The 20,871-nt window shown below is 70.9% G+C and carries 20 protein-coding genes; 13 read left to right on the forward strand and 7 right to left on the reverse strand.

The window, feature by feature from the left end:
- Positions 1-32: 32 nt before the first annotated feature.
- On the forward strand, positions 33-374 hold the full coding sequence (locus tag ABZX22_RS40530) for a metalloregulator ArsR/SmtB family transcription factor (protein WP_354920993.1): 342 nt from the start codon (positions 33-35) through the stop codon (positions 372-374).
- On the opposite strand, the gene ABZX22_RS40535 is transcribed toward ABZX22_RS40530, so the two are convergent.
- Together ABZX22_RS40535 and ABZX22_RS40540 are read right to left on the reverse strand one after the other, a co-directional pair.
- Positions 371-1,663 carry a carotenoid oxygenase family protein gene (locus ABZX22_RS40535; RefSeq protein WP_354920996.1) on the reverse strand — a complete coding sequence of 431 codons (1,293 nt, stop codon included), beginning with the start codon at positions 1,661-1,663 and terminating at the stop codon, positions 371-373. The two genes, ABZX22_RS40530 and ABZX22_RS40535, sit on opposite strands and share 4 nt — an antisense overlap.
- Entirely contained in the window at positions 1,660-2,211 is a 552-nt protein-coding gene (locus ABZX22_RS40540) for a hypothetical protein (protein ID WP_354920998.1), read from the reverse strand. The genes ABZX22_RS40535 and ABZX22_RS40540 overlap by 4 nt, the downstream gene beginning before the upstream one ends.
- Before the next feature lie 67 nt (positions 2,212-2,278).
- Here ABZX22_RS40540 and ABZX22_RS40545 point away from each other — a divergent pair, with 67 nt between their 5' ends.
- Entirely contained in the window at positions 2,279-2,791 is a 513-nt protein-coding gene (locus tag ABZX22_RS40545) for a PadR family transcriptional regulator (protein WP_354921001.1), read from the forward strand.
- Between the two features lie 11 nt (positions 2,792-2,802).
- Complete coding sequence (locus tag ABZX22_RS40550; RefSeq protein ID WP_354921004.1) at positions 2,803-3,681, forward strand: 1,4-dihydroxy-2-naphthoyl-CoA synthase; 879 nt, start codon at positions 2,803-2,805, stop codon at positions 3,679-3,681.
- Positions 3,682-3,890: 209 nt separating this feature from the next.
- Here the strand turns inward: ABZX22_RS40550 and ABZX22_RS40555 are convergent, their stop codons facing one another.
- Both ABZX22_RS40555 and ABZX22_RS40560 read right to left on the reverse strand, forming a co-directional pair.
- Positions 3,891-4,361, reverse strand: coding sequence for a rhodanese-like domain-containing protein (locus tag ABZX22_RS40555; protein WP_354921007.1), 471 nt, complete (start codon positions 4,359-4,361; stop codon positions 3,891-3,893).
- Positions 4,362-4,466: 105 nt separating this feature from the next.
- On the reverse strand, positions 4,467-5,372 hold the full coding sequence (locus tag ABZX22_RS40560) for an NADP-dependent oxidoreductase (RefSeq protein ID WP_354921010.1): 906 nt from the start codon (positions 5,370-5,372) through the stop codon (positions 4,467-4,469).
- A gap of 210 nt (positions 5,373-5,582) precedes the next feature.
- On the opposite strand from ABZX22_RS40560, the gene ABZX22_RS40565 reads away from it, so the two are divergent.
- From ABZX22_RS40565 to ABZX22_RS40585, 5 genes are all read left to right on the forward strand, one after another.
- Positions 5,583-6,761, forward strand: a complete 1,179-nt coding sequence (locus ABZX22_RS40565; protein WP_354921013.1) for a histidine kinase — start codon at positions 5,583-5,585, stop codon at positions 6,759-6,761.
- Positions 6,758-7,408: a response regulator transcription factor gene (locus ABZX22_RS40570; protein ID WP_354921016.1), complete on the forward strand. Its 651-nt coding sequence runs from the start codon at positions 6,758-6,760 to the stop codon at positions 7,406-7,408. Before ABZX22_RS40565 ends, ABZX22_RS40570 begins: the two co-directional genes overlap by 4 nt.
- Positions 7,409-7,482: 74 nt before the next feature.
- Positions 7,483-8,028 (forward strand): hypothetical protein, encoded by a 546-nt coding sequence (locus ABZX22_RS40575; protein ID WP_354921018.1) that lies wholly within the window; start codon positions 7,483-7,485, stop codon positions 8,026-8,028.
- On the forward strand, positions 8,025-10,109 hold the full coding sequence (locus tag ABZX22_RS40580; RefSeq protein WP_354921020.1) for an SPFH domain-containing protein: 2,085 nt from the start codon (positions 8,025-8,027) through the stop codon (positions 10,107-10,109). The genes ABZX22_RS40575 and ABZX22_RS40580 overlap by 4 nt, the downstream gene beginning before the upstream one ends.
- A 1-nt stretch (position 10,110) precedes the next feature.
- The gene (locus ABZX22_RS40585) at positions 10,111-14,931 is read left to right on the forward strand and encodes a DNA repair ATPase (protein WP_354921024.1); all 4,821 of its coding nucleotides are present in this window, start codon (positions 10,111-10,113) and stop codon (positions 14,929-14,931) included.
- Between the two features lie 104 nt (positions 14,932-15,035).
- Here ABZX22_RS40585 and ABZX22_RS40590 read toward each other — a convergent pair whose 3' ends face one another.
- On the reverse strand, positions 15,036-15,446 hold the full coding sequence (locus tag ABZX22_RS40590; protein ID WP_354921027.1) for a helix-turn-helix domain-containing protein: 411 nt from the start codon (positions 15,444-15,446) through the stop codon (positions 15,036-15,038).
- A gap of 78 nt (positions 15,447-15,524) precedes the next feature.
- On the opposite strand from ABZX22_RS40590, the gene ABZX22_RS40595 reads away from it, so the two are divergent.
- Positions 15,525-16,331: an NAD(P)H-binding protein gene (locus tag ABZX22_RS40595; RefSeq protein WP_354921030.1), complete on the forward strand. Its 807-nt coding sequence runs from the start codon at positions 15,525-15,527 to the stop codon at positions 16,329-16,331.
- A gap of 28 nt (positions 16,332-16,359) precedes the next feature.
- Here the strand turns inward: ABZX22_RS40595 and ABZX22_RS40600 are convergent, their stop codons facing one another.
- Together ABZX22_RS40600 and ABZX22_RS40605 are read right to left on the reverse strand one after the other, a co-directional pair.
- Positions 16,360-16,803, reverse strand: a complete 444-nt coding sequence (locus ABZX22_RS40600) for a MarR family transcriptional regulator (protein ID WP_354921033.1) — start codon at positions 16,801-16,803, stop codon at positions 16,360-16,362.
- Positions 16,800-17,609 carry a dihydrodipicolinate synthase family protein gene (locus ABZX22_RS40605; RefSeq protein ID WP_354921036.1) on the reverse strand — a complete coding sequence of 270 codons (810 nt, stop codon included), beginning with the start codon at positions 17,607-17,609 and terminating at the stop codon, positions 16,800-16,802. The genes ABZX22_RS40600 and ABZX22_RS40605 overlap by 4 nt, the downstream gene beginning before the upstream one ends.
- Positions 17,610-17,681: 72 nt before the next feature.
- On the opposite strand from ABZX22_RS40605, the gene ABZX22_RS40610 reads away from it, so the two are divergent.
- The 4 genes from ABZX22_RS40610 to ABZX22_RS40625 all read left to right on the forward strand — a co-directional run bounded on the left by ABZX22_RS40610 (position 17,682) and on the right by ABZX22_RS40625 (position 20,845).
- Entirely contained in the window at positions 17,682-18,566 is an 885-nt protein-coding gene (locus ABZX22_RS40610; RefSeq protein WP_354921039.1) for a LysR family transcriptional regulator, read from the forward strand.
- A complete protein-coding gene (locus ABZX22_RS40615) occupies positions 18,559-19,521 on the forward strand; it encodes a polyprenyl synthetase family protein (protein WP_354921042.1) in 963 nt (320 codons plus the stop codon). Before ABZX22_RS40610 ends, ABZX22_RS40615 begins: the two co-directional genes overlap by 8 nt.
- A gap of 68 nt (positions 19,522-19,589) precedes the next feature.
- Complete coding sequence (locus tag ABZX22_RS40620; RefSeq protein ID WP_354921045.1) at positions 19,590-20,243, forward strand: hypothetical protein; 654 nt, start codon at positions 19,590-19,592, stop codon at positions 20,241-20,243.
- A gap of 50 nt (positions 20,244-20,293) precedes the next feature.
- The gene (locus ABZX22_RS40625; protein ID WP_354921048.1) at positions 20,294-20,845 is read left to right on the forward strand and encodes a hypothetical protein; all 552 of its coding nucleotides are present in this window, start codon (positions 20,294-20,296) and stop codon (positions 20,843-20,845) included.
- Positions 20,846-20,871 lie beyond the last annotated feature (26 nt).

Consider the following 20,871-nt stretch of genomic DNA (forward strand, 5'->3'; position numbering starts at 1 on the left):
AATTGTGCAACTCGCTATATTACGATAGTTGCATGCCCGTTCCGCTGTACCAGGCCAAGGCAGATTTCTTCCGCACGCTCGGGCATCCCGTGCGCATCCAGGTGCTAGAACTCCTCAGGCAGGGTCCCAGACCGGTCCGCGATCTGCTCACCGAGATCGAAGTCGAGGCATCGAGCCTCTCACAGCAGTTGGCAGTCCTCCGCAGAGCCGGGATCGTGAGCGCCACCCGTGACGGAGCGACCGTCGTCTACGCACTGTCCAGTCCAGACGTGGCCCATCTGCTCATCGACGCGCGGCGCATCCTCACCGACATGCTCGCCGACCAGGGGGAGCTGCTGGCGGAGCTGAGGGCGGAAGGCCGCGCGGTGGGCTAGGGCGAAGGCCGCGCGGCGGGCTGGTCGGCGATCCAGCTGCCGTGGAAGCCGGCGGGGACACGGCGCGGCAGCCGTACGGCGGCGACCTCGTGCAGGTCGGTCGCCTCGTGCACGAGGAGCCTGTCGTCCACGATGGACATCAGCCAGCCGTCGTCCTCGGCCCGGGCGTCCGCCCTCGGCACGAAGACCGCCTCGCCGGCGTGTCCGCCCACCGGGGTCACCGTGCCGGTGCCGCGCTCGAGGTCGTACTTGACCAGCTCACCGTCGGTGACCGCGTAGAGGTAGCGGCTGGCGCGGCCGAGCCGGTCCTCGTTGAAGGTGGGGAACTCCACGCTGCGGTCGTCCAGCTGCTCCTCCTTGACCGCGCCGGTGGCCGGGTCGAGCGTCCAGCGGTGCAGGAGCGCGACGCCGGCCCGCGGCGTGGGGTCGTCCTGGCCGCCGATGATCGTCCACGTCTTGGCGAAGCCCTCGCGGGAGTAGCGGACGCCGTCGAGGACGACCCTGCCCTGGGCGTCCTCGCGGGCGTTGCCGACGTGGAAGACGTAGCAGGGGTCCACCTCGAACCACCGGGTGCCGCCCGCCCTGTCCATCACGCCGAGGCGGGCGCCGTAGGCGTCGCTCCAGCTGAACGGCATGCCCCTGCCGAGCCGTTCCATGTCGAAGACGACGGGCAGGTCCAGCCAGACCACGTAGTGCTCGGTCACCGCGAAGTCGTGCATCATCGTCGGGCCCGGCACCTCGACGACCCTGCTCTCCACCAGCTCGCCCGCGCTGTCGAGGCGGTGGTAGGTGAGGTAGGGCGGCACGACGCCGTAGCCGAAGAAGTGCAGCTCGCCGTCCAGTTCCTTGGGGTGCGCGGTCATGCCGGTGGTCAGCCGGCCACCGAAGTCGCACGGCCCGACCGTGTCCAGCTCGCCGCTCATCTCGTACGGGAAGCCCGCCTCGACCAGCGCGAGGATCTTGCCGGCGTGGTGGATGACGTGGGTGTTGGCCTGGACCGCCGCCCGGTCGGGACCGCGCTCGGTGACGTAGGGCGCGTCGTGCGTGAACCTGCTGGTGCGGACCCAGCGGTTGCGGTACCACTCGGCGCGGCCGTCGCGCAGCCGTACCCCGTGGATCATGCCGTCGCCGGTGAACCAGCTGCCGGGGTCGACGCCCGGCTTCGGGTTGGGGCCGTTGCGGAAGTAGCGGCCGGCCAGCTCCTCGGGCAGCACGCCGGTGACCGGCAGGTCCGCGGCGTCGATCTCGTCGGGAACGGGAGCGAGGTGGCCTTCGAGGTAGGTGGTCATGAGTGGCGCGCCTCCACGATCTTCGGGTAGCGGACGGTGAACAGGGTCGGCAGGACGAAGGTCAGCGCCTTGATCGCGATGACCATGGCGGTGGCGTGCGGGTCGAGCGCCAGCACGACGGTCAACGCCACGGCCGCGATCGTGAAGAAGGCCGCCCACACCGCGGTGATGACGGCGTTGACCCGGTAGAAGACCGGCAGCGCGTGGACCTCGGGCGGCGCCATCGTCTTGGCGATGCCGAGCGTGAACGGCCTGCCGATGGCCAGCGAGCCCCAGGCGGTGCCCGCGAGCCACACGTTGACCAGGGCCGGGCCGTACTTCACCAGCTCGGTGTGCGGCCAGATGAACGAGATCGCGGTGATGAGCGCGAAGAAGACGGCCGCGCTGGTCTCGATCACGATCTCGTCCCACGCCCGTCCCGAGCGCCGGTCCCACAGCACCAGGACGACGGCGATCGCCAGCCCCGTGATGGCGCCGTAGCGCCACTGGTCGCCGGTGGCGATGACCGCGTAGACGATCCAGGGCAGGAATCCGATCAGGGCACGCATGTTTTGACCTTCCTATGTAGACAGGTCGAAGCTAGAACTTCCTCTCCCGATATGTCAACATAGGAATATGAGTTTGCGACACGCGGTGCTCGGGCTCCTGGCAGAGGGACCCGCGAGCGGATACGACCTGATGAAGCTGTTCGACATCTCCCTGGCCAACGTCTGGCCCGCCACGCAGAGCCAGCTGTACGGCGAGCTCGGCAAGCTGGCCGACACCGGCCTCATCACGGTCACCGCCGAAGGACCGCGCGGGCGCAAGGAGTACGCCATCACCGAGGAGGGCACGGCCGAGCTGCGCCATTGGATGACGGAGGTCCAGCCGACCCACGGCGGGCGCAGCGACCTGCTGCTGCGCGTCTTCTTCCTGGGACAGCTCTCCCCGGAGGAGGCCCGCGCCTTCGTCCGGGAGCAGGCCGCCGTCGCCGCCGCGCGGCAGGCGTCCCTCCAGGAGATCAGGGCGATGGTCGAGGCAGGCGACGACAACCTGTCGGTCTACGGCAGGATCGTGCTGGAGTGGGGCCTGCGGTTCACCGAGACCCAGCGCGAGTGGGCCGAGTGGGCCGAGCAGCAGATCCGTTAGGCTCTTGAGCCATGGTCTCCGAGCTGTTCGACCCCAAGGCCTGGCAGGTCGTCGAGGGTTTCGACTTCACCGACATCACCTACCATCGGGCCGTCGACCAGGGCACTGTCCGGATCGCCTTCAACCGGCCCGAGGTGCGCAACGCGTTCCGGCCGCAGACCGTCGACGAGCTCTACCGCGCCTTCGACCACGCCAGGCAGACCACCGACGTCGGCTGCGTGCTGCTCACCGGCAACGGCCCCTCGCCCAAGGACGGCGGCTGGGCGTTCTGCTCGGGCGGCGACCAGCGCATCAGGGGCAAGGACGGCTACCAGTACGCCGACGGCACCCCCTCGACGGGCCGCCTCCACATCCTCGAGGTGCAGCGGCTCATCCGCTTCATGCCGAAGATCGTTATCTGCGTGGTCCCCGGATGGGCGGCCGGCGGCGGCCACAGCCTCCACGTGGTGTCCGACCTCACGCTCGCCAGCGCCGAGCACGCGCGCTTCAAGCAGACCGACGCCGACGTGGCCAGCTTCGACGGCGGCTTCGGCTCGGCCTACCTGGCCCGCCAGGTAGGCCAGAAGTTCGCCCGCGAGATCTTCTTCCTCGGCGACACCTACTCCGCCGCCGACGCCCACCGGATGGGCATGGTCAACGCGGTCGTGCCGCACGCCGAGCTGGAGTCCACCGCGCTCGAATGGGCCCGCAAGATCAACGGCAAGTCGCCCACCGCGCAGCGCATGCTGAAGTACGCCTTCAACCTCATCGACGACGGCCTGGTCGGCCAGCAGGTCTTCGCGGGAGAGGCCACCCGCCTCGCGTACATGACCGACGAGGCCGCCGAGGGCCGCGACTCCTTCCTGCAGAAGCGCGAGCCCGACTGGTCACCGTTCCCCTGGCACTTCTGACGGCCCCCGGCACTGTTGATAATCGCTGACCCGCGACGGCGCCGCTGGTCCGGCAGGCGAAGCGCGCCCGGCGCGGGGCCGTTCGGGAAGGAGACACCGGCAACAGGTGATCTCGGTGGTTGACGCACGGCGGACGGGGTAGAACCATGATCGCCCCCGGCCGCCGTTCTTCCAGCCGGGGGCGCCAGACCGGTCCGGGTCCCCAGCCGTCAGCAGGCGCAGGCGATGCCGGACACCGGGGCGGTGAGCGGGTCGACGGGGTTCCTGGTCACACCGGCGGCGGTCGCCACGGGGAAGCCCTCGCGGGCCCAGTACTCGAAGCCGCCGATCATCTCCTTCACCCGGTAGCCGAGCTTCGCGAACTCCAGCGCCGCCCTGGTGGCGCCGTTGCAGCCGGGACCCCAGCAGTAGGTGACCACGGTGGCGTCCCTGGGCACCAGGTCGGCGGCCCTGGCGGCGATCTCGGCGGTCGGCAGGTGGACGGCCCCCTCGATGTGGCCCTGGTCCCAGCTCGCCTCGCTCCGCGAGTCGACGACCACGACGCCGGGGACCTGGCCCGCGAGGTCGGCCGCGACGTCGGACACGTCGGTCTCGAACGCGAGCCGTGCCGCGAAGTGGGCGAGGGCCGCGGCGTTGTCCGCGGCGTTGCCGATGGCGGGGACGGCGGGAACAACGGACATCGGGTGGTTCCTTTCTTCAATCGCTTGGTACGCACCCATGGTGGCCGCGGGCACCGCCCCTGAGACAGTGGCGGGAAAGCCGCCTATCGCTAAGATTCCGCCACCTCAGGGAATCTCGATGACCAGCTTCCCCCTGCCGTGCCCGGACTCGATCTCCCGGTGGGCGTCGGCCGCGCGGTCGAGGGGGAAGGTACGGCGTACCAGCCAGCTGAAACCGCCCTTCGCGATCAGCTCCGCGTACCTGCCCAGGCGCTCGGCCGTCCGGCCCGCCTTCACCAGCTGCACCCCGAGCTCGGCCGCCTTCCCGTGCTCCACCAGCGTGACGATCCTGGCGCGGTCCTTCACCAGCTCCAGGGACACCTCGAGCGCGTGGCCGCCGGCCCCGTCGAGCACCGCGTCCACCTGGCCGAGCGCCCTGACCCTGTCGGCCAGCCCCTCCCCGTAGGCGACGGGGATCGCGCCGAGCGAGCGGAGGTAGGCGTGGTTCTCCTCCCTGCCGGTGCCGATCACCGTCACACCACGCCGGCGGGCGATCTGCACGGCGGCCGTCCCGACCGAGCCCGACGCCCCGTGCACCAGCAGCGTCTCACCCTCCCGCAGGTCGAGGACGTCCAGGGCGAGCTCCGCCGTCTGCACGCCGGCCGTCAGGCTGCCCGCCACGGCCCACGGCACCTCCGCGGGCTTGTGCGCCACCTGGTCGGCACCCACCACGATGTACTCCGCGTAGCTGTTCAGCAGGGAGAAGCCGAGCACCTCGTCACCCTCGGCGAACCCGGTGACGTCCGCGCCCACCTGGTCGACGACGCCCGCGAACTCGTTGCCGGGGACGCGCGGCAGGTCGCCGGTCACACCGGGCGGGGTCCATCCGGCGCGCACCGCCGCGTCGTACGGCTGCACGCCCGCCGCCTTGACCCGCACCCTCACCTGGCCGGGACCCGCCTGGGGGGTCTCGATCTCCATCACCTGAAGCACCTCGGGCCCGCCGGGGGTCGCGAATGCCGCTGCCTTCATCGTCATCAACTCCTCGTGTTCAGTGAGATCACTGTGCAACCTCAACCAAACTTGAGGTCAACCCCATCCCCGGGATGGCGGAGCGCGCTGCCGCCGTACCGGATCCCTCTCGAGAGCGAGGGCGGACCGCTCCCACCGGCGATCCGCCCGCGCCCTCGCATGGCCGACCATGGCCTGCAGCACTCCCGGAACGGAGGAAGATTGGACACCGTGTCAGATCTGCCGCAAATCGCCCGCCTGAAGGCGCGTTTCCGCGCCCTTCCCCCGCTGCAGGTCGACCTCACGCTGGCCGCGTTCGTCCTGGCCGTCCAGCTCTCGCCGTTCTTCGGGGAGCGGTGGACGAGCGGGGCGTGGCACTGGTGGGGCTACGTGGTCGTCGTCGCGTCCGCGGTGCCGCTGGTCTGGCGGCGGCGGGCACCCGTCGCCACGCTGGTGCTGAGCATCTGCCCGGTCCCCTTCTACGACCTGGCCGACGCACTCCCCTCCCAGCCGATCTGGTACTCCTCCCTCGTCTGCCTCTACACCGTCGCCGCCTACAGCTCCCGCTGGCCCAGGGTGGCCATGCTGGTCTCCACCCTGGTCGGCGGCATCGCGCTGGTCGGCTCGTCGGAGACCGCGGTGCGCGGCACCGTGTGCGCCGTCGCCGCCTACGCGATCGGCAGGGCCACCGCCACCTCCCGCGCCTACGCCGCCGCGCTGGAGGAGCGTGCCGTACAGCTGGAAAGGGAGCGGACGCTGGAGGCCGAACGCGCGGCCGAGCGCGAGCGCGCCAGGATCGCCCGCGACATGCACGACATCCTCGCGCACGCGGTCAGCCTGATGGTCGTGCAGGCCGAGGCCGGGCCGGTCGTGGTCAGGAGCGACCCGGCCCGCGCCGAGGCCGCCTTCGACGCCATCGCCACCGCGGGCCGCGACGCGATGGCCCAGCTGCGCCGCATGCTCGGCGTGCTCAAGGAGGATGAGGGGCCGCGCGCCCCGCAGCCCACGATCGCCGACCTGCCCGCGCTGGTCGCGCAGGTGCCGCTGCCGGTCTCCCTCCAGGCGCACGGCACGCCGCGCCCGCTGCGGCCCGACGCCGAGGTGGCGGTCTACCGGATCGCGCAGGAGTCGCTCACCAACGTCGTCAAGCACGCCGGCGCCTCCCGCGCCGAGGTGACGCTCCGCTGGAGCGACGAGGCCCTCACGCTCGACGTCGCCGACGACGGCGCGGGCGCGGGCCTGGCGCTACCCTCGGGCGGCAACGGCCTCATCGGCATCCGCGAGCGCGCCGCCGCCTGCGGCGGCACCGTGAGCGCGGGCCCCCGCGCCGGCGGTCAGGGCTTCGAGGTCTCGGTACGGCTCCCGCTCACCCCCGATCGGGACCACGTCAGGCAAGGAGTGCGCCGATGAGCATCAGGGTAGTGGTGGCCGACGACCAGGAGCTCGTGCGCGGCGGGTTCAGCATGATCCTCGACGCCCAGCCCGACATCGAGGTGGTGGCCGAGGCGGGCGACGGCGTCGAGGCCGTCGCGCTGGTGCGCGAGCACCGGCCCGACGTCCTGCTGCTCGACATCCGGATGCCCAGGATGGACGGCATCGAGGCGGCCAGGCTGGTGGGCAAGGAGACCAGGGTCATCATGCTCACCACCTTCGACCTCGACGACTACGTCTACGACGCGCTGCGGGCGGGCGCCAGCGGGTTCCTGCTGAAGGACGTGCGCAGGGACGACCTGGTCAGCGCGGTCCGCGTGGTCGCCGCCGGGGAGTCGCTGCTGGCCCCCACCGTCACCAGCCGGCTGATCGCCGAGTTCACCTCGCGCCCGGCCGCGACGGCGGTCTCGCCGGAACGGCTCGCCGTCCTCACCACCAGGGAGCAGGAGACGCTCGCGCTGATCGCCCGCGGCCTGTCGAACGCCGAGATCGCCGCGGAGATGGTCGTCAGCGAGCACACCGTGAAGACGCACGTGAGCAACGTGCTCACCAAGCTCGGCCTGCGCGACCGGGTCCAGGCCGTCATCGTCGCCTACGAGACGGGGCTGGCCGTACCGGGACGTTAAGCGTTCTTCAAGCGGCCTGCAACCTCCCCGCCGATATATTCGCCCCATTACGGGCGCATGATCCGAGGGAGCCGATGCCCGCATTCGTCGACGCCGCGCTGGCCTTCCCAGCCGTGCTCTTCAGCTTCTTACTCGTCGTGGTCGTCGGTTACTGGCTCGTGGTGATGGTCATGGGCGGTGACGTCGACCTCGACGACGTGCAGCTTCCCCTCGGCCTCGGCGGCATCCCGGCGACCGTCGCCTTCTCCCTGTTCGTCGCCCTGGCCTGGTTCGTGAGCCTGGCGGGCGTGGTGCTCGTCGGCGGCGGGCCGCTCGTGCTCCCCGTCGCCCTCGCGGCCGGATGGGCGGGCACGAAACTCCTGATCATCCCCCTGCGCAGGCTCTTCCCCGACAGGAAGGAGCCTTCCCGCCACGACTTCGTCGGACAGCGGTGCGTGGTGCGCACCGGCCGGGCCGACGCCACCTTCGGCCAGGCCGAGGTCACCGCCCCCGACGGCGCGTCCGCCGTCGTCCAGGTCAGGACGACCGGCGGCGACATCCTCTCCCGCGGCCAGACCGCGTTGATCTTCGACTACGACGCGGAGGGCGAGTTCTTCTACGTCATGGAGGACCACACATGAGTGTCATCTCGACGGGTTTCGGCATCCTGCTGGCCGTCATCCTGATCGTCGCCATCGGCCTGCTCTTCGCCATCAGCCGGCTGTTCAGAAAGGTCGAGCAGGGCAAGGCGCTCATCGTCTCCAAGGTCCGCAGGGTCGACGTGACCTTCACCGGGGCCGTCGTGTTACCGGTGCTGCACAAGGCCGAGGTCATGGACATCTCGGTGAAGACCATCGAGATCGCCCGCACCGGCGGCGAAGGGCTGATCTGCCGCGACAACATCAGGGCCGACATCCGCATCACGTTCTTCGTGCGGGTGAACAAGACCGTCGAGGACGTCATCAAGGTCGCCCAGTCCATCGGCACCGAGCGGGCCAGCGACGAGACGACGCTCCAGGCGCTGTTCAACGCCAAGTTCTCCGAGGCGCTCAAGACCGTCGGCAAGCAGCTCGACTTCGTCGACCTCTACACCAAGCGCGAGGAGTTCCGCGACCGGATCATCCAGGTGATCGGCACCGACCTCAACGGCTACAGCCTGGAGGACGCCGCGATCGACTACCTGGAGCAGACGCCGATGGCCAAGCTGGACCCGGCCAACATCCTCGACGCCCAGGGCATCCGCAAGATCACCGAGCTGACCGCCACCGAGAACGTGCGCACCAACGAGTTCAGGCGCAGCGAGGAGAAGGAGATCACCCGCCAGAACGTCGACGCCGCCGAGGCCATCCTCGAGCTGAGGCGCCGCCAGGCGGACGCGGAGATCAAGCAGAAGCGCGAGATCGAGACGATGAAGGCGCGCGAGGAGGCGGAGATCGCCCGCGTGCAGGCCGAGGAGCGGCTCAAGGCGCAGGCCGCGCACATCAAGACCGACGAGCAGCTCGGTGTCCAGACCGAGAACCGCAACCGCGAGGTCGCCGTCGCCGAGAAGAACCGCGAGCGTGTCATCGCCATCGAGACCGAGCGGATCGAGAAGGACCGCATGCTGGAGGTCATCTCCCGCGAGCGGGAGACCGAGCTGTCGCGCATCGCCAAGGACAGGGAGGTCGAGACCGAGAAGCGGTCGATCGCCGAGGTCGTGCGCGAGCGGATCGCGGTGGAGAAGACGGTCGCCGAGCAGGAAGAGAACATCAAGAAGCTGCGCGCCGTCGAGGAGGCCGAGCGGCTGCGCCAGACCACGATCATCCAGGCCGAGGCCGAGGCGCAGGAGAGCCTGGTCAAGGACATCAAGGCCGCCGAGGCCGCCGAGGCGGCGGCCAAGCACAAGGCGCGCGAGGAGCTCACGCTGGCCGAGGCCAGGCAGCAGGCCGCCGAGCTCGACGCGCGGGCCAAGATCAGGCTGGCCGAGGGCCTGCAGGCGGAGGCCGCGGCCAAGGGCCTGGCCGACGTCCAGGTGAAGGAGCGCGGCGCCGACGCGATCGAGAAGGTCGGCCGCGCCGAGGCCCTGGCCACCGCGGAGAAGCTGCGGGCCGAGGCCGAGGGCGCCAAGGCGATGGCGCTGGTCGAGGGTGAGCGGCTCAAGGCGCAGGCCGAGGGCGAGCAGGCCATGGCGCTGGTGACGGGCGACCGGCTGAAGGCCGAGGCCGAGGGCCTCGTCGAGAAGGCCAGGGCGATGGCCGCCATGGACGAGGCGACCAGGGCGCACGAGGAGTACCGCCTGCGCCTCGAAGCCGACAAGGAGATCAGGCTCAAGCACATCGACGTGCAGCGGCAGGTCGCCGAGTCGCAGGCCAACGTCGTGGCGGCGGGCCTGGCCAAGGCCAACATCGACATCGTCGGCGGCGACAGCATGTTCTTCGACAGGGTGGTCGGGTCGATCACCGCGGCCAAGGCCGTCGACGGGTTCGTCGAGCACTCGTCGGTCACGCGGACGCTGGCCGAGCCGTACCTCAACGGGTCGGCGAGCCTCACCGAGGACCTGGCCAGGCTGGTCGGCGGGATCAGCACCGAGGACGTGAAGAACCTGACGGTCTCGGCGCTGCTCATGCGGCTCATCTCGCACGGCGGGCCGGAGACGGCGAGGCTGAACGAGCTTCTGGAGAGCGCGCGCAGGCTCGGCGTGGCCGAGTCGTCGGTGGCCGCGCTCACGGCGGTGAAGGGCTGACGTGACCACTGCGCGGGAGGCGGCCCTCGAGGCGGGCACCTACGAGGTGCTGCGCAACCGCCTGTCGGTCCAGGCCAGGGAGCTGGCCAGGGCGGCCGAGGCGGTCAACGAGGAGCGGCTCAAGGTCTTCGGCGGTGCCGAACTCCGCCTGATCGGCACCGAGCGGATCCGTACGGAGAACAACTGCGTCCCCCGCGACATCGTCTCGGTCGGCGACCTGATGCTCTTCGGCTACAACGTCTTCATCGGGCTGAAGCCGGAGACGGCTGTGGATGACGTGTTCTCCGTCCACAGGTTCAGCCGTGACGGCGACGCGTTCAGGTTCGACGCGGAACAGTTGGGGGCGCTCAGCGACCCGGCGTTCCGGAAGGACTTCGCGGAGTTGTACCGCTACTACAAGGAGACCAGGCTCCTGCAGCTGCGACGGCTGGAGGGCAAGCTGCTGGCCGTCTTCCAGACGGGGCCGACCGACCTGCGGGTGCTGCGCTGGGCCGTCGACATCCACGGGGCGACCGCCTACCTCGACAACAGGGGCGAGCGCGACCACGTCTTCCCGCCCTCGCACGACTTCGAGTGGACGCCGACCACGCGAGACGACCACGTGCTCGGCCGGCACCCGCACATCTCGATCGAGGACGAGGTGTTCGTCGAGACGGTCGGCGGCGACCTCACCATCAAGATCGAGAACAACACGGAGTCGGGCGAGGGCATCTACACCGAGCCCGTCGCCGAACCACTCCAGTCGCTGGCCGACGCCGAGGTCGACCACGCCAGGATCGGGCCGCTCATCCTGCTGCGCGTCAAGCCGTACAAGGAGACCGAGTGGCGGCACCTGGTCTTCAACACCCGCACCAAGTCCGTCACCAGGCTCGACGGCATCGCGCTCGCCTGCCAGCGGCTGCCCGAGGACCAGGGCATCATCTTCCCCGGCGGCTACTACCTGTCCACCGGCGTGTCCAAGACCTTCGACACCCAGGTGGCCGACCTGGAGTTCGAGCGGGTGATCCGCTCGCCCAACGGCGAGGACGTGCTCTACGTCTTCCACGCGCGAGCCGACGGCCGGTCGCTGCTGCTGCCGTACAACGTGATCAGGAAGGAGGTCGCCAACCCGCTGCCGTGCCACGGCTACTCGCTGTTCGACGACGGCACGCTGGTGGTCTTCAGGGCGACCTCGGAGGAGCCGACGCGCGTCCACCCCATGCAGGTGTGGCAGACGCCGTACGTCTCCGACACCTACGCCGCCGCCCAGCCCACGGGCACCGGACCGCTGGACCGCATCGGCAACGCCGAGCTGGTGCGCGGCATCTCCGACTGCCTGTCGGTGGCCCGCATGGTCGAGGAGATGGCGCCCTCCCAGGCGACCTTCGAGGCGCTGATCGCCGCCTGCACCCGGGCCTTCGACCACTACCACTGGCTGGGCGACCACGGGCTGCGCGGCCCGCTGGGCGATGTGCGCGCCACCGCCGAGCAGGTCCTCGACGAGTACGAGAACGTCGCCGAGCTCACCCGGCAGGCCGCCGCCACCATGGAGGCCGCCACCGCCGAGACCACCACCCTGGTACGGCAGGCCGGCGCCGAGACGCCGGCCTCGGCCGACGCCTGGGTCGCCCGCCTGGCCGAGCTGCGCCGGGCGCAGGGCCGCCTGGTGACGCTGCGCGAGGTCCGCTACATCGACCTGGCCGCCCTCGACAGGCTCGCCGCCACGCTCGCCGACGAGCTGGCGTCCACCGGCCGGCGGGCGGTGGCGTTCCTGGAGGGCGCCGACGCCTTCACCGGCTACCACGCCGCCGTCGCCCAGCTGGAGGCCGACGCCGCCGCCATCGCGACCGTCGCCGCCGCCGAGCCGGTCGCCGAGCGGCTCGTCGCCCAGGCCGAGGGGCTGGAGGTCGTCACCGAGGTGGTCGGCTCGCTCGACATCGCCGACGCCACGGTCCGCACCTCCATCCTCGAACGCATCGGCGAGGTGCTCGGCGGGGTCAACCGGGCCCGCGCCGTCCTCGACGGCCGCCGTACCCACCTGCTCGCCACCGAGGGACGGGCCGCGTTCGCCGCCGAGTTCGCCCTGCTCGGGCAGGCGGTCACGGGCGCGCTGGCGATGGCCGACACCCCCGAGCGCTGCGACGAGCAGCTCGGCCGCCTCATGCTCCAGCTCGAGACGCTGGAGTCACGCTTCGGCGAGTTCGACGACTTCGCCGCCCAGCTCACCGCCAAGCGCGAAGACGTCTACGAGGCCTTCTCGGCGCGCAAGCAGACCCAGCTCGACGAGCGGGCCCGGCGAGCCGACCGCATCACCGCCTCCACCGATCGCATCCTCGCGAGCGTCACCCGGCGGGTGTCGGCGCTGACGTCCCTCGACGAGATCAACACCTACTTCGCCACCGACCCCATGGTCGCCAAGCTCCGCTCCTCGGCGGGCGAGCTGCGGGCGCTCGGCGCCACCGTGCGCGCCGAGGAGCTCGACGGCCGCATCAAGGCCGCCCAGCAGGAGGCGGGCCGGGCGCTGCGTGACCGTCTCGACCTGTTCTCCGCCGACGGCGAGACGCTCCGGCTGGGCCGCCACGCCTTCGCCGTCAACACCCAGCCGATCGACCTGACCCTGGTGCCGCACGACGGCGCCATGCACTTCTCCATCACCGGCACCGACTACCGCTCCCCCGTCCCCGGCTCCTTCGCCGACACACAGCCCTTCTGGTCCCAGCTGCTCGTCTCCGAAACCGCGGACGTCTACCGCGCCGAACACCTGGCCGCCTCGCTGCTGCCCACCGTCGCCCCGGGCGCCGACCTCGCCGCCGCGGTACGGCTGGCCGCCGAGGAGCGCTACGACGAGGGCTACGAGCGCGGGGTCCACGACCACGACGCGACCTCGATCCTCGCCGCGCTGCAACGGCTCCAGGAGGGCGCGGGCCTGCTGCGCTACCCTCCGGCGGCGCGGGCGGCGGCCCAGCTCTACTGGGCGTTCGGCCTGGATGATGTTTCACGTAAAACATTGGCCACGCGGGCCGCGTCACTGGTGCGAGCCCGTGCCGCCTTCGGCCGGGTGGAGGCGCTCGACACCCTGGCGGCGGAGCTCTCCACCGCCGTCTCCGCCTTCGTCGCGCCCCACGTCCTCGGCGCCGCGGACCCGGCCGCGGTGGCGCTCGCCGGCGAATACCTCATCGAGGAGCTCGCCGGCCGGCCCGCGGGCTTCGTCACCAGCGCCGCCGCCAGGAGCATCCTCGACCGGTTCCGGCAGTCGCTCGGACCCGCCCGCGTCCGCGAGTTCGAGGAGGACCTGCGGGCGCTCGACCTGCCCGAACGCATCCAGCTCGCCGGCGCGTGGCTGAGCGCCTTCGACCGGTCCGACGACCTGCCGGAGGCGCTGGCCGTCCAGCTGTGTGAGCTGCCGCGCCACGACTCCAGCGCCACGCTCACCGCCACGGTCGAGGGGCTGCTCGGCACCCACGCCAGGATCACCGACCGGACGCTCACCCTGCGCCTCGACGAGACGCTGGCCAGGACACGCGCGTTCCGCACCGAACGCGTCCCCGCCTACCGCGCCTACCAGAAGCGCCGCGGCGAGCTCGTCGCCCAGGAGCGCGACCGGCTCCGGCTGGACGAGTACAAACCCAAGGTGATGAGCGCCTTCGTCCGCAACCGGCTGCTCGACGAGGTCTACCTGCCGCTGATCGGCGACAACCTCGCCAAGCAGCTCGGCGCCGCGGGCGAGGGCAAGCGCACCGACCAGATGGGCCTGCTCCTGCTCATCTCCCCACCCGGGTACGGCAAGACGACGCTCATGGAATACGTCGCCAGCCGCCTCGGGCTGCTCTTCGTCAAGGTCAACGGGCCCGCGCTCGGCCACGAGGTCACCTCGCTCGACCCGGCCGACGCGCCCGACGCCACCGCCCGGCAGGAAGTGGAGAAGATCTCCTTCGCCCTGGAGGCGGGCACCAACGCCCTGCTCTACCTCGACGACATCCAGCACACCTCACCGGAGCTGCTGCAGAAGTTCATCTCGCTGTGTGACGCCCAGCGGCGCATCGAGGGCGTGTGGAACGGCCGCACCCGCACCTACGACCTGCGCGGCAAGCGCTTCGCCGTCTGCATGGCGGGCAACCCGTACACCGAGTCGGGGCAGCGCTTCCGCATCCCCGACATGCTCGCCAACCGCGCCGACGTCTGGAACCTCGGCGACGTGCTGTCCGGCAAGGACGACCTGTTCGCGCTCAGCTACATCGACAACGCCCTCACCTCCAACCCGGTGCTGGCCCCGCTGTCCACCCGCGACCGGGGCGACGTCGAGCTGCTGGTCCGCATCGCGCGCGGCGAGGAGGGCGTGCGCACCGACCAGCTCAGCCACCCCTACACCAAGGTCGAGCTCGACCAGATCCTCAGCGTGCTGCGCAAGCTGGTCAGGGTGCAGGAGGTGGTGCTGGCCAACAACCAGGCCTACATCGCCTCGGCCGCCCAGTCCGACGACTCGCGCACCGAGCCGCCGTACCGGCTGCAGGGCTCCTACCGCAACATGAACAAGCTGGCCGAGCGGATCGTGCCGGTGATGAACGACGCCGAGCTGGAGCAGGTGATCGACGACCATTACCTCGGGGAGGCGCAGACGCTCACCAGCGGCGCGGAGGCGAACCTGCTGAAGCTGGCCGAGCTGCGCGGGCGGCTCACTCCCGAGCAGGCGGCGAGGTGGGCGGACATCAAGGCGGCCTACCTGCGGACCAAGGCGCTGGGCGGGGCCGAGGACGACCCGGTGACCCGCGCGGTCGGCGCCATCGGCCTGCTGGCCGACCGGGTGGGCGACATCGGCCAAGCCCTCCGCCACCCCGACCGCTGACCCACCGGCGGCGCGGGCCGGGTTCTCCCCCGGCCCTCCGCCGCCCCGACCGCTGACCCACCGGCGGCGCCGAGCCGGATCGGCGGTCGGCCCAGCGCGCGGGGTCAGCGGATGGTGGAGTCCGGGTGGTCGGCGTCCCAGCGCCGGCGGGACTCGGCGATGGCCTCGCGGTGTTCGGCCGACCATGCGGTCATCGCCCTGAGCAGGTGGGTCAGGCTGTGCCCCATGTCCGTCAGCGCGTACTCCACCTGCGGCGGCACCGTCGGATACACCGTGCGGGACACCAGCCCGTCCCGTTCCAGCCGCCGCACGGTCAGGGTGAGCATGCGCTGCGAGATCCCGTCGACCGCCCGCTGCAGTTCCCTGAACCGCCGGACCCCGTGCGCCAGCTCCACCACGACCAGCACCGACCACTTGTCGCCGATGCGGTCGAGCACCTCCCTGATCCCGCAGTCCTCGGCGCAGGAGACGTGAGGCTCGCCCGAGGTGGTTACCCCGGTGTGAGTGGCTGACATGAATGTGCCTCCTTATGGCGGACGACCCCCGTCACGATACTGGTTACCAAAGAGAACCATCTGGCAAGGAGGCTGTTCATGATTCTGGTCACCGGCGGCTCAGGAGGGCTCGGCCAACTGATCGTCAAGCGTCTGGCGGGGCGGGACGACGTGGTCGTCGGCAGCCGCACCCCCGAGCACGGTCAGCGCCTCGTGGACTTCGACCAGCCGGCCACGCTGGTGGAGGGCTTCCGGGGGGTCGCCACCCTGCTGCTGATCTCCGCGGGATACGGCGAGGACGACGTGGTCATCGCCCGGCACGAGGCCGCCATCAGCGCCGCCGAGCAGGCGGGGGTGGGTCACATCGTCTACACCAGCCTGAGCGGCGACGGCGACCACCTGACCTACGCGCTTCCCCACCGCTGGACCGAACGCAGGCTCCGGCGCGGCACCACCGCGTGGACCGTCCTGCGCAACGGCCTGTACGCCGAGTTCTTCGCCGGTCTCACCGTCCCCGACGCCGAGGGCAGGATCACCGCCCCGCTCGCCGACGGCCGCCTGTCCGCCGTGGCCAGGGAGGACCTGGCCGACGTCGCGGCGAACGTCACGCCGGAGGCCGCCGCGCACGCCGGCCGTACCTATGAACTGGTCGGTGAGGAGGCGATCGGCGGCGCCGACGTGGCCGCGGCGCTGGGGGCGTCCTACGAGCCGGTCCCGCTGGCCGAGGCCCGGTCGGTGCTCCCGCTCCTGGGCCTGCGGGCCTTCCAGGAGCCGATGATCATGAGCACGTACTCGTCGATCGCCCATGGCTTCATGTCCGGTACGGCGGGCGACCTGCGCGCGCTGCTCGGCGGGACCCCCCGCAGGGCCCTCGACGTCATCACCGCGGGCCGACCGGCCGCCTGAGCGGGGTGGGCGGCTTACCCGCGCCGTTCTATTCGAGCCGTGCCAGGACGGTCCGCGCCACCTGGGCGATGGCGCGCAGTTCGTCCTCGGTGAGCAGGTCGATGAAGTGCCTGCGCACGGAGGCCACGTGTCCGGGGGCGGCCTCCTTGATCGTGCTGAGCCCCTTGGACGTGAGGACGATGGCAGCGCCCCGCGCGTCGTGGGCGACCTCTTCCCTGCTGACCAGCCCGCGCTCGGCCATGCGGGTGATGTGGTGGGAGAGCCTGCTCTTCGACCACCGCATGTGGACGGCGAGCTCGGTCAGCCGCATGCGGTGCTCCGGGGCCTCCGACAGGTTCGACAGGACGTCGTAGTCGGGCTCGGACAGTCCCGACTCGCGCATCAGGTCGCGCTGGATCTCCAGATCGAGGAGCAGCCGCATCCGCCGGTAGCCGATCCAGGCGGCGTACTCTGTCTCGTTCAGCCAGTTCACGCGCCCCAATCTAGGGCTCGGGCCACCGATTCCGCCGTCGCGGGTACCAGCGGGAGCCGTACGTCGGGCGTGGGGATGAGGCCGTGCGCGTGCAGCACGCCCTTGATCACGGTCGGGTTCGGCTCGGCGAACAGCTGCGCCGACAGGGCGGCCAGCCAGTGCCCGAGCGCCCGGTCCCACGAGGCGGCCATGGACACGAACGAGGCGGTGTGCAGGTGCGCGGAGGCCAGGATGCCGCCGGTGGCGCCGAGCGCGAGCATGGGCGACAGGTAGGTGTCGTCGCCGGTCAGCACGGAGAAGTCCGGCGGCAGGTCGCCGAGCAGCGCGACGGCGTCCTGGTCGACGGCGCCCGTGGCGTACTTGACCCCGGCGATCATCGGGTGCTCGCCGAGCCGCCGCAGGGTGGCGGCGGTCAGCGGCTGTCCTGTCCGGTAGGGGATGTGGTAGATCACCAGCGGCACCGGGGTGCGCTCGGCGAGCCGTTCGAAGTGCGCCAGGACGCCGCGTTCGCCCGGCCGGACGAACGCCGGCACGGTCACGAGGGCGGCCGTGGCGCCTTCGGCCAGTTCCACGTCGCCGACGATCAGCTGCGTGCCGTACGCGGCGGTCACGTCGCGGCAGATCCGCACCACCTGATGGCGCTCGGCGGGCGTCAGCGAGGAGGGCTCGCCCGTCGTCCCGAGGGCGACCAGCCCCGCGGCGCCCTGGTCGAGCGCGCCGGCGGCGAGCTTCTCCAGCGCGTCGTAGGCCACCTCCCCCGAGGCGGTGAACGGCGTGATCAGCGGTACGTAGATTCCGGAAAGCATGCCTTTCACCCTGGCGGACGGACCACCATCACCACCAGTTCACGTTTCTACGCCGCACCGTAAGGTTTTCTTATGCTCGATCCGAGGAAGCTCCGCCTCCTGCGCGAACTGTCGAGAAGGGGCACGATCGCCGCCGTCGCCGACGCGCTCACCTTCACCGCTTCGGCCGTCTCCCAGCAGCTCAGCGCGCTCGAACGCGAGGCCGGCCTGCCGCTGCTGGAACGGACGGGCCGCACGGTCGTGCTGACGCCTGCCGGGCGGGTGCTGGTGGAGCACGCGGAAACCGTCCTGGAGAGCCTGGAGCGGGCCGAGGCCGCGCTGGCCGCCACGCGCACCGGCCCGGCGGGGCCGCTGCGGATCGGCGCGTTCCCGACGGCGGCCCGCGCGCTGCTGCCCGGCGCGCTGGCCGTCCTGCGGAACGATCATCCGGCGCTGGAGCCGATGATCTCCGAGATCGACCCGGCCGACGTCGCCGCCGCGCTGCGGGCGGGCGAGCTCGACGTCGCGCTGGTCCACGACTACGACTTCGTGCCCCCGGTGGTCGACGAGGGCATCGAGACCATGCCGCTGCTCACCGAGCCGATGTACCTCACGACCAGGCGCACCCTCGCCGAGGCCCGCGACGACGCGTGGATCGTCAGCACGCCCGGCACCCTGTGCCACACCATGGCGGTGCGCGCCTGCCACGCCGCCGGGTTCGAGCCGCGTGTCGTTCATCACATCGACGACTTCGACACCGTCCTGCTGCTGGCGGCGGCCGGCCACGGCGTCGCCCTCGTCCCCCTGCTCGCCGCGGCGAATCCGCCGGTAGGCGTCATGTTGACCGCGCTGCCGATCGAGCGGCGCACGCTGATCGCCTTCCGCCGCGGATACGGCACGCATCCCGCGCTGAGCCCGCTCACAGCCGCTCTCAGGCAATCCACAGCAAGGGCGACCCAGGCTGGAGGGCATGGATGAGTTGCTGAACACCCCCGCGATCACCCACGGGCTGCGCAAGGTGGAGAACAGGATGAGGCGGCTGGCCGGCTCCTCCGCGCTGCCCGGCATCAACGCGGGTGCCGACAGGATCATCACCGCGGGCGGCAAGCGCCTGCGTCCCGCGCTGACGCTGGCCACCTGCCTGGCCCTGGGGAAGACCCCCGACCGACGGGTGATCACCGCTGCCGCGTGCGTGGAGCTGATCCACGCGGGCTCCCTCGTCCACGACGACCTCATGGACGGCGCCGCGCAGCGCCGGGGCGCCCGCACGCTCAACGCCGAACTGGGCGAAGGCAAGGCGCTGGTCATCGGCGACTTCATGCTGGCCAGAGCGGGTCTGGCCGCGATCACCTCGGTGTCCAGGCCGGTCGCCGAGGTGCTGGCCGCGACGGTCGTCGAACTGGCCGAGGGCCAGTTCATGGAGACGGCCGACCAGTTCGACCCTGGCAGGACAGTCGAGAGCGCGCTGCGCTCGATCACCGGCAAGACCGCGGCGCTGTTCCGCGCCGCCTGCCTGGTCGCCGCCATCTGCGCGCACGCCTCGGACGAGGAGAAGGCCAGGATGGCGCTGTACGGCGAGCGGTTCGGCCTGATCTTCCAGATCCTCGACGACCTGCTCGACCTCACCGCGCCGGCCGAGCGGCTCGGCAAGCCGTCGGGCAACGACCTGCGCCAGGGCGTCTACACCTTTCCCATGCTGCGCGCGATGGCCAAGGACCCCTCGGTGCTGCGCGACGACGTCGCCGCCACCCTCGCCGCGCTCAGGGAGACCACGATCGTCGGCGACACCCTCGAGTACTGCCGCGGCCTGGCCGCCGACGCCGTCTCCGCGCTGCCCGTGATCCACGACAGCGAGATGGCCGCGATCATGTACGGCCTGCCGACCGCCTACATCGACCACGCGGAGCGGCAAACTTTGACCCGAGCAAGTTGAGATTTGTTGGTACAAAACTCAGGACGGCCGCTCATACTGGAGGCATCTGGCATTCCAGGAGCACGCTCATGCGGAAACCCCCGACGCCGCTCGAAGCGACGCAGTTCCTCCAACTGGCCGCCGTGGATTTCAACGGGATCTACGCGGTTCATCTGGCTGCCAAGGAGGAGCGGCTCAAGATGACCCGGTTAGCGATGAGCCTGCTGTCGGCGCCGTTCGCCGCCGCGATCGCGCTGACCAGCACCAAGGTGGTCGACCCCGCCAGCCTGACCAGGTGGGACACCGTGCCGTGGTACCTCTACGCGCTGGTGGCGGCCTTCGGCCTGCTGGGCGTGCTGCCCTTCCTGCGCCTGATCGAGGCGGTGAACGCGCACGCCAGGACGGCGAGGGCGCTCAACAACTTCCGGCTGCTCTACGTCACCCGCCTCAAGGACGAGTTCGACTGGTCGCCGAACCTGCCGGTCGACCCCCGCTACCCGGAGACCTACGCGCCGCTGGCATGGCCAGGGGTCAACGTGATGATGCTGGCCCTGGTGAACTCCGCCTACCTGACGGTCGGCGTCACCGGGCTCAGCGGCGGCGAGCTCAACCCGCCGTTGCTGCTGCTGAGCATCCTGCTGGTGGCGCTGGTGCATTACTCGGTCTACTACGTGCGCTGCAACGTGACCAGGCGGCGCCGCCTGCCCCACAACCCCTACAACTTCCCGAACGTGGAGACCTGATGGCAGAGCCCACGAGGTGGGCGTCGTGTGGGGAGGCGTGGATATGGCTGATGCGGCACGTGCAGGCGTCCGGCGTGCCCGCCGACGACGACCGCGGCCCGGTCATCGAGGGCGCGGCGGTCCTGTTCGAGATCGGCGACGTGCGGTGGGACGACGATCCGATCCTCAGGCGGTACGGCGACGCCGCCAAGCACGCCCTCTACACCCGTAAGTTCACCGAGGGCGACGTCATCCCGCCGTTCAAGTACAGCTACGGGCAGCGCCTGACGCCCCAGCTGGAGTGGGCGACCACGCTGCTGCGGGCCAGGCCGTACAGCAAGAGCGCGTGGGTGTCGCTGACCAGGCCGGGCGAGCCGTACGACGCCGTGCCGTGCCTGGCCGCGGTGGCGGTCAGGATCAGGGAGGGCGCGCTGGTGATGACGGCGTCGTTCCGCTCGCAGAACGCCTACACCTGCTACCTGAACTACGTGCCGCTCAGAGACGTCCAGGCCGAGATCGCGCGGGATCTCGGCCTGGGCTGCGGTCCCCTGCGGGTGTTCGTGGACGTCCCGCACCTCTACCTGGCCGATCTCACTCAGGTCCAGCGGATCGCACAGTCCTGAGCGGAGCGACCCCGGCAGGTATAGGG

Origin of the sequence: Nonomuraea sp. NPDC003804, from assembly GCF_040610675.1 — a bacterium.
Lineage (GTDB): Bacteria > Actinomycetota > Actinomycetes > Streptosporangiales > Streptosporangiaceae > Nonomuraea.